Source organism: Polynucleobacter sp. AP-Elch-400A-B2, assembly GCF_018688355.1.
Classification (GTDB): domain Bacteria; phylum Pseudomonadota; class Gammaproteobacteria; order Burkholderiales; family Burkholderiaceae; genus Polynucleobacter.
Genome location: NZ_CP061317.1, coordinates 1,890,961 through 1,904,142 on the forward strand (window position 1 = coordinate 1,890,961; position 13,182 = coordinate 1,904,142).

13 protein-coding genes and 1 other RNA gene are annotated in these 13,182 nt (G+C 46.1%); 1 reads left to right on the forward strand and 13 read right to left on the reverse strand.

Annotated features, from left to right (window positions below; genetic code table 11):
* Window positions 1-6: 6 nt before the first annotated feature.
* The 4 genes from erpA to rplM all read right to left on the reverse strand — a co-directional run bounded on the left by erpA (window position 7) and on the right by rplM (window position 2,475).
* Window positions 7-381, reverse strand: a complete 375-nt coding sequence (erpA, locus tag FD977_RS09700) for an iron-sulfur cluster insertion protein ErpA (RefSeq protein WP_215305360.1) — start codon at window positions 379-381, stop codon at window positions 7-9.
* Window positions 382-464: 83 nt separating this feature from the next.
* Complete coding sequence (gene argC, locus FD977_RS09705; RefSeq protein ID WP_215305361.1) at window positions 465-1,523, reverse strand: N-acetyl-gamma-glutamyl-phosphate reductase; 1,059 nt, start codon at window positions 1,521-1,523, stop codon at window positions 465-467.
* Window positions 1,524-1,635: 112 nt separating this feature from the next.
* On the reverse strand, window positions 1,636-2,037 hold the full coding sequence (gene rpsI, locus FD977_RS09710; protein ID WP_215305363.1) for a 30S ribosomal protein S9: 402 nt from the start codon (window positions 2,035-2,037) through the stop codon (window positions 1,636-1,638).
* A gap of 9 nt (window positions 2,038-2,046) precedes the next feature.
* Window positions 2,047-2,475, reverse strand: coding sequence for a 50S ribosomal protein L13 (rplM, locus tag FD977_RS09715; protein WP_015422034.1), 429 nt, complete (start codon window positions 2,473-2,475; stop codon window positions 2,047-2,049).
* Between the two features lie 418 nt (window positions 2,476-2,893).
* Here rplM and FD977_RS09720 point away from each other — a divergent pair, with 418 nt between their 5' ends.
* A complete protein-coding gene (locus FD977_RS09720; RefSeq protein ID WP_215305365.1) occupies window positions 2,894-3,319 on the forward strand; it encodes an OsmC family protein in 426 nt (141 codons plus the stop codon).
* 11 nt (window positions 3,320-3,330) lie between these two features.
* Here the strand turns inward: FD977_RS09720 and rnpB are convergent.
* From rnpB to FD977_RS09765, 9 genes are all read right to left on the reverse strand, one after another.
* An RNA gene (gene rnpB / locus FD977_RS09725) (RNase P RNA component class A) lies at window positions 3,331-3,637 on the reverse strand.
* A 66-nt stretch (window positions 3,638-3,703) separates the two neighbouring features.
* Window positions 3,704-4,762, reverse strand: a complete 1,059-nt coding sequence (gene pyrC, locus FD977_RS09730; protein ID WP_215305367.1) for a dihydroorotase — start codon at window positions 4,760-4,762, stop codon at window positions 3,704-3,706.
* Between the two features lie 2 nt (window positions 4,763-4,764).
* Window positions 4,765-6,087 (reverse strand): glycerate kinase, encoded by a 1,323-nt coding sequence (locus FD977_RS09735; protein ID WP_215305368.1) that lies wholly within the window; start codon window positions 6,085-6,087, stop codon window positions 4,765-4,767.
* 9 nt (window positions 6,088-6,096) lie between these two features.
* The gene (locus FD977_RS09740; protein ID WP_215305369.1) at window positions 6,097-7,920 is read right to left on the reverse strand and encodes an ABC transporter ATP-binding protein/permease; all 1,824 of its coding nucleotides are present in this window, start codon (window positions 7,918-7,920) and stop codon (window positions 6,097-6,099) included.
* A 9-nt stretch (window positions 7,921-7,929) separates the two neighbouring features.
* A complete protein-coding gene (gene nudB / locus FD977_RS09745) occupies window positions 7,930-8,388 on the reverse strand; it encodes a dihydroneopterin triphosphate diphosphatase (protein WP_371743107.1) in 459 nt (152 codons plus the stop codon).
* 22 nt (window positions 8,389-8,410) lie between these two features.
* On the reverse strand, window positions 8,411-10,210 hold the full coding sequence (aspS, locus tag FD977_RS09750) for an aspartate--tRNA ligase (protein WP_215305371.1): 1,800 nt from the start codon (window positions 10,208-10,210) through the stop codon (window positions 8,411-8,413).
* A 16-nt stretch (window positions 10,211-10,226) separates the two neighbouring features.
* A complete protein-coding gene (locus FD977_RS09755) occupies window positions 10,227-10,880 on the reverse strand; it encodes a DUF502 domain-containing protein (protein WP_215305373.1) in 654 nt (217 codons plus the stop codon).
* Between the two features lie 64 nt (window positions 10,881-10,944).
* Window positions 10,945-12,531, reverse strand: coding sequence for a ubiquinone biosynthesis regulatory protein kinase UbiB (ubiB, locus tag FD977_RS09760; RefSeq protein ID WP_215305375.1), 1,587 nt, complete (start codon window positions 12,529-12,531; stop codon window positions 10,945-10,947).
* A gap of 6 nt (window positions 12,532-12,537) precedes the next feature.
* Window positions 12,538-13,155, reverse strand: coding sequence for an SCP2 domain-containing protein (locus FD977_RS09765; RefSeq protein ID WP_215305377.1), 618 nt, complete (start codon window positions 13,153-13,155; stop codon window positions 12,538-12,540).
* Window positions 13,156-13,182: the final 27 nt, after the last annotated feature.

Sequence of the window (13,182 nt, forward strand, 5' to 3'; positions counted from 1 at the left end):
TTACTCTTATGCGGAGAAAGAAGAGCCGCAACCACAAGTAGTTTGGGCATTTGGATTTTTGATTACGAACTGTGAACCGTTGATATCTTCTTTGTAATCAATCTCAGCGCCAACTAAATATTGGAAGCTCATTGAATCCACCAACAAAGTCACGCCATTCTTTTCAAATAGAGTGTCATCTTCATTCACAGCATCGTCAAATGTGAAGCCATATTGAAATCCTGAGCAACCACCACCTTGAACGAATACGCGTAGCTTCAATTCTGGATTACCTTCTTCAGCAATCAAGTCAGCCACTTTTGCAGCGGCGCTATCCGTAAACACCAAGGGAGTTGGTGGCTCGGCTAAGTCTTGTACTGGTTGCGTAGCTAATTGGGTCATGATTTACTCCTATTTCAAAATGCGATAATTCATTTTAGGCTTTTAATTCCAAGCTTGCTGAAAGGTCTTTCCAGCTAGCCCCATTATGGTGAAACAGCAATCTGAGTCAATCCAGTGGTCTCAGGCAAGCCAAACATCAGGTTCATACACTGAACCCCTTGGCCTGAAGCACCCTTCACCAGGTTGTCCTCAACCACCAAAATAACTAAAGTATCTCCGTCGCCGGGACGATGAATGGCGATCCGGAGGCCATTACTACCCCGCACAGAGCGTGTTTCTGGATGGCTGCCCGCTGGCATCACGTCTACAAAAGGCTCGCCTTGATAGAAATCCTCATAGAGCTTTTGGAAATCCACCTTCATTCCAGCCTCAGTCAAGCGCACATACAAGGTTGAATGAATACCCCGAATCATTGGCGTCAAATGCGGCACAAATGTCAGACCAATCTGATCGTGACCGGCGATGGCCTTCAGTCCTTGGACAATTTCAGGAAGATGACGATGACCCTTTACAGCGTAAGCTTTAAAGTTATCCGCTGATTCTGACAATAAAGTCCCAATTTCTGCCTTACGTCCAGCACCTGAAGTACCTGACTTAGAGTCAGAAATAATATGCGTGCCATCAATCAGCTGTTTGCCACCAGTAGACTTTGGTGAGAGCAATGGAGCAAGTCCAAGCTGAACGGATGTGGGGTAGCAACCAGCTAAACCCACGACGCGGGCTTTTTTAATTTCTTCACGATTGATTTCTGCCAAGCCATAAACTGCTTCAGCCAAAATTTCTGGGCAACCATGTTCCATGCCGTACCACTTAGCAAATTCTTTGACATCTTTTAAACGGAAGTCGGCAGCCAGATCCAAAATCTTGACATTGTTAGCAAGCAATTCTTTTGCTTGCGCCATTGCTACACCGTGAGGCGTTGCAAAGAACACGACATCGCATTCATTTAATTTAGCTTCATCTGGTGTCGTGAACTTAAGATCAATGCGACCACGTAAAGAAGGAAACATCTCAGCCACTGGCATACCAGCTTCTGTGCGAGAAGTAATTGCCTGGATCTTGACTTCGGGGTGCTGCGCCAATAAGCGCAGTAGCTCCACTCCGGTATATCCCGTGCCACCTACGATGCCAACTTTAATCATGCCATTCTCCAAAATACCGACAGATGCATTTTATCTCTCTAATACCCTGATTGTAGAAACAAAAAGGGCCGCTTGCGCGACCCTTTCGATAAAACTATAGCGACTGAAAGAATTAGCGCTTGCTGAACTGCTTACGACGACGCGCGCCATGCAGACCAACTTTTTTACGCTCAACTTCACGAGCATCGCGAGTGACCAAACCTGCCTTAGACAGGGCTGGCTTCAAAGTGATGTCGTAATCCATCAATGCACGAGTAACACCGTGACGAACTGCACCAGCTTGGCCAGTTTCACCGCCACCGCTAACGTTTACTTTGATATCAAAGGTTGTTAGATGAGCTGTGAGAGCCAAAGGCTGACGAGCAATCATGCGTGATGTTTCGCGAGCAAAGTAAGCATCGATAGGTTTACCGTTAACAGTAATCTCACCTTTGCCAGATTTAATGAATACACGTGCTACAGAGCTCTTGCGACGACCTGTACCGTAATTCCAATTTCCGTAATTAATAGCCATTTGGTTTCCTTAAATCTCTAACGCTTTTGGCTGTTGAGCCGCATGCGGATGACTGGCGTCGCCATAGACTTTTAATTTCTTAATCATGGCATAACCTAGTGGGCCTTTTGGCAACATACCCTTCACAGCCTTCTCCAAAGCGCGACCTGGGAAACGGTCTTGCATCTTGTCGAAGTTAGTCGAGCTAATACCACCTGGGTATCCACTGTGACGGTAATAAATTTTATTCAAGCCTTTTGTGCCTGTAACACGTAGCTTAGAAGAATTGATGACAACAATGAAGTCGCCGGTATCAACGTGTGGGGTGTATTCAGGCTTGTGCTTGCCGCGTAGACGGAGTGCCACTTCACTGGCGACACGACCGAGGACTTTGTCCGTAGCGTCAATCACGAACCATTCATGCACCACCTCATGGGATTTTGCAGAAAAAGTTTTCATGATTTCTCAAATTGTTATAGTCAAAAAAAGTTACTCCAACTAAACCACGTCCACCTTGGCCCTGCTTATGTTTGCAAGCTCGCAGATTCTGTAATTCACTTGGTAAAACAATTACCGCTGACTGGTTCGGTAATTCAGTAAAGCCTTGAATTGTAACCCAAAAAAAACCCAGGAACTAGTCCTGGGTTGGAATCCACCTATGTCTAAGTGGAGGAGACACTGGGCGGTAAATCAATCTCTTATATAAGACTGACTACCAATATGGTTATTGTATCGAGAAATATGGTGCAACGCAAGAATATTGACCAAAATCAATTTTCTGATGCTTTTAAGTAAAAATTGCTGAGCAGCTAAGCCCCCTTATTATTGTTAAACTATTGATAATATTGATTAATTTATTAAATTAGGGGTCACTAACATGGAATGTCAAGTAAGTTGGTTGGGTAATAGCGGCATGGCGTTTTCGGCAAAAACAGGCAGTGGCCACCAAGTCACTATGGACGGACCGCCTGAGGCTGGAGGCAAAAATAGCGCCCCAAGACCTATGGAGCTAATTTTGGCGGGGACTGGAGGCTGCTCTGCCTTTGATGTGGTGGCAATCCTACAAAAAGCTCGCCAAGAGGTTAGCGCCTGCGATGTCCAGCTAAAAGCCGAGCGGGCAGAGACTGAGCCCAAAGTATTTACCAAAATTAACCTGCATTTCACGGTCAAAGGCAAAAACCTCGATTTATCCAAGGTTGAGCGTGCAGTGAAGTTGTCCCACGAAAAGTATTGCTCCGCGACAACCATGCTCGCCAAAACGGCAGAAATTACTTATTCCATCGACGTCCTGAATGACGAATAAGTATTGAGAAAGTGCAGAGTCAATCGATAAGCCGGATTCTGTCGCCTAGATTTGCATCTAGGGGCAATCATTCCTCTAGGCCGGCAGTTACCTGACGGCTCAAGCTCCCTACCCGCAGACTCAGCGGGACGCCTCATCGCCTGCTTACTTGGGATTGCTCCAGGTGGAGGTTACCGCGTTTCACCGTAACTAAATACGCTCGTCTCTGTGGCCCTATTCCTCACGTCACCGTGGATGGCCGTTAGCCATCACCATTCCCTATGGAGTCCGGACTTTCCTCCCCCTCAATAAAGAGGCGGCGATTGCCCAATTGACTCTGCGCCTGCAGTCTAACGCAGTCGCAGAAATTTAGTCTAAAAATGAATTAGGGGATTGTGTGGCAACTTAAGCCAAGGTCCAAGCAATCGTCTCACCTGCACGCAGCGGCACAATCGTTTCATCACCCAAAGGAAGCTCTGCAGGAATGCTTTGCGCCTGCTTTACCAAAGTTACTTTTTTGGTATTGCGTGGCAATAGATAAAAATCTGGGCCAAAGAAACTAGCGAAGCCTTCAAACTTATCCAACTTAGCAACACTCTCAAATGCTTCAGCATACAAACCAAGCGCATTGAATGCGCTGTAACATCCAGCACAACCACAAGCAGCTTCTTTGGCACCCTTGGCATGGGGTGCACTATCTGTACCCAAGAAAAATCTGGGGCTGCCACTCGTTGCGGCCTCTAATAGGGCAACGCGATGTTCTTCACGCTTGAGTACTGGCAAGCAGTAGTTATGTGGACGAATACCACCAGAAAAAATCGCATTGCGATTCATTAATAAATGTTGCGGAGTAATCGTAGCGGCTATATTGTTTTTTCCAGCAGTATGCGCATCACGTACATAGTGCGCAGCTTGCTTAGTAGTAATGTGCTCAAACACAATCTTCAGCTCAGGAAAATCTTTACGTAAAGGTTCGAGCACTTGATCAATAAACACCGCCTCACGATCAAAGATATCAATGTGAGCACTAGTCACTTCACCATGCACTAACAAGGGCATACCGACAGCCTGCATTGCTTCAAGTGCAGCATAACAACGCTTGATATCACTCACACCCGCATTACTGTTGGTTGTCGCTCCTGCAGGGTAAAGCTTAAATCCAACAATGCAAGCATTCTTTGCCTTGAGCACTGCATCCGCAGCAGTGTTATCTGTGAGATATAAGGTCATTAATGGTGTAAAGCCAGTGACACCCAAAGATTGAAGATTCGCCTCAATCCGACCGCGATACGCATTTGCCAAATCAACCGTAGTCACTGGCGGCTTCAAATTTGGCATGATGATGGCACGCGCAAATTGGCGCGCAGTATCGGCCAATACATCTCGCATCACTTCACCATCACGAATATGCAAATGCCAGTCATCCGGCTGAATCAGTTGAATTTGTATTGGACTATTGGACATAATTATTTATCAAGCAAGATGATGCGGAAGTCGTTCACATTTGTCAGTGTAGGGCCAGTTTCTACTAAAGCATCTAATTGCGAAAAAAAACCATAGCAATTATGCTGCGCTAAGTACTGCGCAGGGATTAGACCTTGCTTATCGGCAGCCTGGCGGATCCCAGGAGTAAACCACGCACCAGCATTCTTTTCACTACCATCGATACCATCAGTATCTGCCGCCAATGCGGAAACATGGGGAAGATCAGTTGATGCTGCAAAGAATGAGAGTAGATACTCACTGCAGCGACCACCACGGCCTTTAATTCCATTAGGAATAGTTACCGTGCACTCGCCACCCGAGATGAGGGCGATTGGTTCATTAGTCTTAGTCGATAAATGCTGGCGGGCTAAGGCAGCTTGCTCTATACCTACCTCTTGAGCTTCCCCGGTAATGGTGTCACCCAAAATAACGGGCTCGTAACCCTGTGTGCGGACGTAGTCTGCCGCAGCCTCAAGACTCTTATAGGCCGTAGCAATCACATGATTACTGACCGCTGTATTTTGTAGGTCTGCTTCTTTTAGAGTCTCTGGAACTTCACCAGCAACACCACGCTGCAAATGAGATAAAACAGACTCTGGAATAGAGTTAGAACTTAAGTGATATTTAGCCAAAATATCCAAAGCATCCTGGTAGGTCGAATAATCTGGCGCGCAAGGGCCACTGGCAATATCTGCAGGAGAATCTCCAGTCACATCGGAAATCAATAATGCTTCAACTCGAGCGCCACGTGTAATAGCCAGCCTTGCCAAATTACCACCCTGAATCGCTGACAAATGTTTGCGAACGACATTCATCTCCTCAATTGGCGCACCTGAGCGTAAGAGTGCCTCGGTAGTCTTGCGCATATCTTCGATACTGATGCCAGCTTGAGGCAAAGTGAGCAAACTTGAACCGCCGCCAGAGATCAACGCAATCAGAATATCGCCAGTTTGTAATTCACCAACTAAGCGGTAGATTTCTTTAGCACCGTCCATGCCGGCTTGATCAGGAACAGGATGACCCGCTTCGATAATTTGGATATGACCAGTAGGAGAGTTGTGACCATAGCGGGTCAATACCACCCCCTCAATCTTTGCATTAGGCCAATGACTCTGAGCATGCGACTCTAGGGCCGTTGCCATTGATGCACTGGCTTTACCAGCGCCGACCACTAAACATCTTTCTTTAGGCTCAAAGCCTTTAGGAAAGATCTTGCCGAGGTATTCAGGAACAATTTTAATTGGGTCAGCCACCGCTAAAGCCGCGGCAAAGGCATTTTTGAGAATAGTTTCTTGCTGGCTCATAGAGATATTCTAATCAAGAACGATGCGCTCTTGCATTTGCCACATTTCAGCATATCGGCCACTAGCAGCCAATAGCTCTGCATGCGTTCCACGCTCCACTATCTGGCCATACTCCATGACCAAAATTTGATCCGCATGAATAATGGTGGACAGCCTATGGGCAATAATCAAGGTCGTACGATTTTTAGCCAAGCCAAGCAACTCTTCCTGAAAAGCCCGTTCTGTTTTAGAGTCCAGCGCCGATGTTGCTTCATCAAAAATTAACATTGCTGGCTTTTTGAGTAGAGTCCTTGCAATCGCAACACGCTGCTTCTCACCACCAGATAATTTCAGGCCACGCTCGCCTACTTGGGTGTCGTAGCCATCTGGAAGATGCTTGATGAAACGATCAATCTGCGCCGCCCTAGCAGCCTCATGAACTTCTTCAATCGAAGCATTAGGATTGCCATAAGCAATGTTGTAGCCAATGGTGTCATTAAACAAGACAGTGTCTTGAGGAACAATACCAATAGCCTTACGTAAACTTAATTGAGTGACATCCATAATATTTTGATCATCAATCAGGATCTTGCCAGACTGAACATCATAAAAACGAAACAGTAAGCGGGCTAAGGTGCTCTTGCCGGCACCACTCTGCCCAACCACTGCAGTAATCGTTCCCGCAGGAATGCTAAAGCTAACATCCTTCAGAATTTCACGTTTAGCATCGTAATGAAATGAGACATTCTCAAAACGAACGTCTGGGCCACGGCTTTGATTGCTGATACGCAAAGACTGGGCATTGGGCACATCCGCAATCTCTTTCTCCGTATTCAGAAGTGAAAACATACGATCCATATCAGTCAGCGCCTGCTTAATCTCACGATAGATCACGCCCAGGAAATTTAGCGGGATATACAACTGAATCATTAAGGTATTAACCAAAACCAAGTCACCTAGGGTCATAGATCCATCAATCACACCCAAAGTAGCACGCCACAGAATCATGACCAGTCCAACAGCAATTATTGCTTGCTGTCCAAGATTGAGTACGGCTAAAGATTTTTGTGATTTCACTGCGGCTGCTTGATAGCGCATGAGATTTTGATCGTAACGGCTGGCCTCAAAGGCTTCATTACCGAAGTACTTGACTGTCTCAAAATTCAATAAGGAATCAATTGCCTTCTGATTCGCCTTGGAATCCATGTCATTCATGGTGCGGCGGAAGTGGGTGCGCCATTCTGTCACCACAACCGTAAAGGCAATATAGAGCACCAATGCAATCAAGGTAATAATGGCAAACCACATATCGTATGCGTAAGCCAAGTAACCAAGCACCAAACAAAACTCAATCAGGGTTGGCAGGATGCTGTAAAGCGAATAAGAGATCAGTGACTGAATACCACGTGTACCACGCTCAATATCTCGACTAACCCCACCGGTCTGACGTGCCAAATGAAAGCTCAGCGCTAGAGAGTGCAGATGCTCAAAAACTTGTAGTGCTACCTTACGAACGGCATTTTGGGTAACGCGTGCAAAAAGGGATTCGCGCAGCTCGGTAAATAAAGAAGCAGACACCCTCAAGAGGCCGTAGGCCAAGATCAATCCGGCCGGTACAACTAATAAAGCTTGAGGAGAGCCTGCTTTGATATTGAGCTCATCAATCAATTCCTTCATTAAAATCGGAATACCAAGATTAGTCACCTTAGCAGCGACTAAGCATGTCAGAGCAATCGCAACCCTAAACTTGTATTCCAGCAGATAGGGAAGTAAGTCACGAATAACCTTCCAGTCGCTACCCTGTGATGGCTTTGATTCTGCTACTGAATGATGATGCCCTGATGAATGTCTCATCACACTATCTTAGTCAGTTACGCTTTGATGCGCAGAAAACAACTTGAGAATTGCCTCACCATTACTGGGAGAGAAGCATTTTTTTGCAGCCTCCGTAAAAGGCAGCCACTGATAAGCCACGTGCTCCCTTGGCGCCAATCTGACTGAGATCTTATTGGGAACCAGCAATGAGAACCAATGCTCGGTATTTCTGGTCACCCCAAGGGCATAGCGGTGACGCCATTGCGGATAAATCTCATACTCAATCCGATGTTGTAGATCCCGTAAAGAGCCTGCTGGAAGAGATTGGACATCAATTCCGGTCTCTTCAAGGACTTCACGAGCGGCAGCGGCACTAAGATCCTCATCGAGAAAATCAATGCTACCCGTAACGGACTGCCAAAAATTGGCTTTATCGGCTCGCTCGATTAGCAAGACCTCCCCATTCAATTTATAAATAACAACTAAAACCGAAATGGGGATTTTCAAGATGATCTAAATACTGCCTTAATTAAGCAGCAGGGGCAGCTTGACGCAAGCGGATGTGAAGCTCTTTCAATTGACGCTCATCTACCGGACTAGGAGCCTGAGTAAGCAAGCACTGTGCACGCTGTGTTTTCGGGAAGGCGATGACATCACGGATAGATTCAGCACCGGTCATCATCGTGACAATACGATCCAAACCAAATGCAATACCACCGTGTGGAGGCGCGCCGTACTGCAAGGCATCCAATAAGAATCCAAACTTAGCTTGAGCCTCTTCGGCATCAATCTTCAGGGCGCGGAATACCTGGCTTTGCACTGTTTCTTGATGGATGCGAACTGATCCACCACCAATTTCACTGCCGTTTAGCACCATGTCATAAGCTTTGGCTAAACATTTTCCGGGACTCGATTCAAGATACTGCATATGCTCGTCTTTAGGGCTAGTGAATGGATGGTGACATGCAACCCAACGGGCATTATCTTCATCATATTCAAACATGGGGAAATCAACTACCCACAATGGCTTCCAACCCTCAGTAGATAGACCATGCTCTTTACCCCAAGCAGAGTGACCAATCTTCAGACGCAAACCGCCAATAGCATCATTCACCACTTTTTCTTTATCAGCACCGAAGAAAATAATATCGCCATCTTTAGCACCAGTGCGCTTCAAGATGCCTTCGATTGCAGCATCATGCAAGTTCTTAACAATTGGTGATTGCAGACCGTTGCGGCCCTCAGCAACCGAGTTCACCTTAATCCATGCCAAACCTTTGGCACCATAGATCGCTACAAATTGAGTGTAATCATCAATTTCACTACGGCTAATCTCAGCACCGCCAGGAACGCACAAACCGACTACGCGTCCACCCTCTTGGTTTGCTGCACCAGAAAATACTTTGAAATCGACATCTTTCATTAAATCAGTCAATTCAGTAAATTCAAAATTCACACGCAGATCTGGCTTGTCTGAACCAAAGCGCGCCATACCCTCTGAGTAAGGCATGGTTGGAAATGGATTGGGCAACTCCACGTTCATAGTGACTTTGAAAATATGACGAATCATGTTTTCAAATAGCTCACGGATTTCTAGTTCATCCAAGAAGGCGGTTTCACAATCGATCTGAGTAAATTCAGGCTGACGATCAGCACGCAAATCTTCGTCACGGAAGCACTTAGTAATTTGGTAGTAACGATCAAAACCAGCCACCATCAACAACTGCTTAAATAGCTGAGGAGACTGTGGCAAGGCAAAAAACTGACCATCATGCACACGTGAAGGCACCAGGTAGTCGCGCGCACCTTCAGGGGTGCTCTTCGTTAACATCGGTGTTTCGATATCGATAAAACCTGCAGCATCGAGATAACGACGGCATTCCATAGCCACGTTATAACGTAAACGTAAATTCTTTTGCATTTGCGGACGACGCAAATCTAAGACACGATGAGTTAAGCGTGTAGTCTCAGATAAATTCTCATCTTCCAATTGGAATGGTGGGGTAATAGACGCATTCAAGATGACTAGGCTATGACAAAGCACTTCAATCTTGCCGCTGGCTAAATCACTATTCTCAGTACCAGCGGGACGCGCACGAACTAAACCTTTAATCTGAATACAAAATTCATTGCGAACCTGCTCGGCTAATACAAACATCTCAGGGCGATCTGGATCGCAAACAACTTGCACAAAACCTTGATGATCACGTAGATCAATAAAGATCACACCACCGTGGTCACGACGACGATTAACCCAACCAGAGAGGGTAATCTCTTTACCAATGAGTGATTCAGTTACCTGACCGCAGGTATGGCTTCGCATCGACATAACAATTTCCTATAAATCAAAGATGATGGTTTGACTGAGTAGCTGTCAAACCAGTTGGACTGGTGGGAGGAACGGATCCCATTGAAACAATATGTTTGAGCGCCTCTTCAACACTCATCTCTAATTCAATGGTGTGTGCACGTGGAACGATCATAAAAAATCCAGATGTTGGGTTTGGAGTAGTTGGCAGGAAAACATTAACGTAGTCCTCGCCCAACTTAGCCGCAACTTCTTTTGCTGGCATACCAGTCTGAAATGCAATCGCCCAAGAATCTGCGTGGGGATAGCGAATTAATAATGCCTTACTAAACGCTTGGCCACTGCCAGAAAATAAAGTAGAAGATACTTGTTGAACACTAGAATAAATCGATCGCACAATCGGAATGCGATTCATCAAGCGGTTCCACACCTTCATCCACCACTGACCCGCAAAACTGATTGCAAGCAAACCCGTAATCATGATGACTGAAACAACAATCAGAATTCCCACGCCCGGTAATTCACGGAAATGTTGCAAATCACCGGAAAACTGATTGGGGAATACAGCAATAATGGCATGCATTACAGAACCAAAAACACCGTCGAGCACACCCAAACCACCCGCAATCACCCAAATAGTGATTGACATCGGTGCCCACACCAGAATGCCTGCGATAAAGTATTTTTTCATTTGCCCACGCTTACGCTTTGCCTAACCTGGCATTTTAGCGGTTTAAGCGGCAATCGGCGACAGTCTAGTGAAGACCAAGGCCGATTATCAAAATCCCAGCCAAAAAGCCGCCTGCAAACAGTAAGGTGCCCACCAAAAGGCGGTGAGTTCGTCTTTCCTGCATTAAAAGGCCCTTTAAGACCTCTAATTCAGCATTTTGCTCTCTTTGCGGAACGCGCCCTTGCGCCAAACTCTCCGCAATCAGGCGGGGCAGGGTTGGCAGTATTTTTGCCCAGGAAGGCGCTTCACTCTTAAGCCCCTCAACCAATCCACGCCAACCCAACTGCCTGCTGATCCATTTTTCCAGGATCGGCTTTGCAGTCTGCCAAAGATCGAGATCGGGATCTAATTCACGTGCTAAACCTTCTACATTGAGTAATGTCTTTGATAGTAGGGATAGTTGTGGCTGCACTTCGACTTTAAAGCGACGGGATGTTTGGAACAAACGCACCAGAACAATGCCCAAAGAAATATCTTTTAAAGGTCGATCAAAATAAGGCTCACAAACGGAGCGCACTGCACCCTCTAATTCTTCTACTCGGGTATCTGGAGGCACCCAACCAGATTCCACGTGCAATTCTGCAACACGGCGGTAGTCTCGATTAAAGAAGGCTAAAAAGTTGAGTGCCAAGTAGTTTTTATCAGTTTCACTTAATGCACCAACAATCCCAAAATCCAGAGATATGAATCGCCCAAAACTATCTGGCTCCAAGCTGATCATGATATTTCCGGGGTGCATATCTGCATGGAAAAAACCATGTTCGAATACTTGGGTAAAAAATATCTCTACACCCTCTGCCGCTAATTTTTTGAAATCGACTCCAGCGGCACGTAATTCATCAAAACGACCGATAGATATACCGTTCATTTTTTCCATGACAATCACATTGGTGTGACATAGATCCCAATACATTTCTGGAATCATGAGCTTGTCTGAATCAACAAAATATCTTCTTAACTGACTGGCATTGGCGGCCTCACGCATGAGATCTAGCTCATCATGCAGGTGCCTATCAAACTCAGCAACGTTTTCAGTTGGCTTTAAACGACGGCCATCAGAAGATAATTTTTCAATAATTTTTGCCAAGTCATACATTAAGGCAATATCGCTCTCAATCACCGGGAGGATGCCTGGACGTAGGACCTTGATGGCAACTTCTCGCCTATCCCATTCTGGATGCCTCTCAGTGGCACGTAGGATTCCAAAATGCACTTGAGCAACGGAAGCACTAGCTACCGGTGTTGCATCAAAACTAATAAAGATTTCTTCAATCGGTAAGCCGAGTGCCTTCTCAATTAAGAGTCGTGATTCTGCATTAGAAAAGGGCGGCACTTGATCCTGCAACTTTGCCAATTCATTAGCAATATCTTCCGACAGCAGATCACGTCGAGTAGAAAGCACTTGTCCAAATTTTACGAAGATCGGCCCGAGCGCTTCTAAGGTCAGACGGATGCGCTCACCCCTAGGTAGCGATTGCCCTGGTGATACCCAGCAAAGAATTGTTAAGAAGCCACGAGCAATCCCAGGCTTCAGAATATCGCGTAGCAGTGGCAATAAGCCATAACGCCATGCGGTAAAGAAAATGAAATAGAGGCGGGCTAAACGACGCACAATCAATTAACCTTTTCGCTCTAAAAGTTGGATACGCTTGTCTAGACGATCAACCGCATCACGCAACACACTTAATTCATTCTTACGAATTAAAAAATCTCGTTTATTCAAAAGGACTTTTCTTTCTTCACTGACATACTCAATGACATTTTCTAGCAAATCGGTCGCCGCAGATTTCCCAGCAGAAATGAATTTCTTACCTTGGCTTACAGCGAAGTTTGCAGGCGCATCGCCAATGAGGCGTGCCAGATCTTCCTCATACTCCCACCGAATTTGACCTGCTAAACGGCCTAATAGTTGTGCCAAGTCAGCATCACCAGTAATCTTCACTGACTTCATTGCTTGCTCCCGTAAGTTACCAGGACCACCAGCTAAAGCACTCAATGCTTCAGAGGAAACCTCTAACTCTAATGACGGGGTATCCGCATGGGTCAAGGCAAGCAGGGAGCCCTCGGGCGCTATCTCAAAAAAGAGATGCCCAATCGGCAAATTGAGCAAAATGACTTTGCCAGCATGGCGCGCCAACTCCACCATAGCCCACGGCTCAGCCTTGAGGACATGATTTATTCCTCGGCAAGCAGCAGATACTGCAATGTGGTGAGTGGTGGGAGATACGGTGGTCATCAGTGTAAAAAACCCGCACAAGTGCGG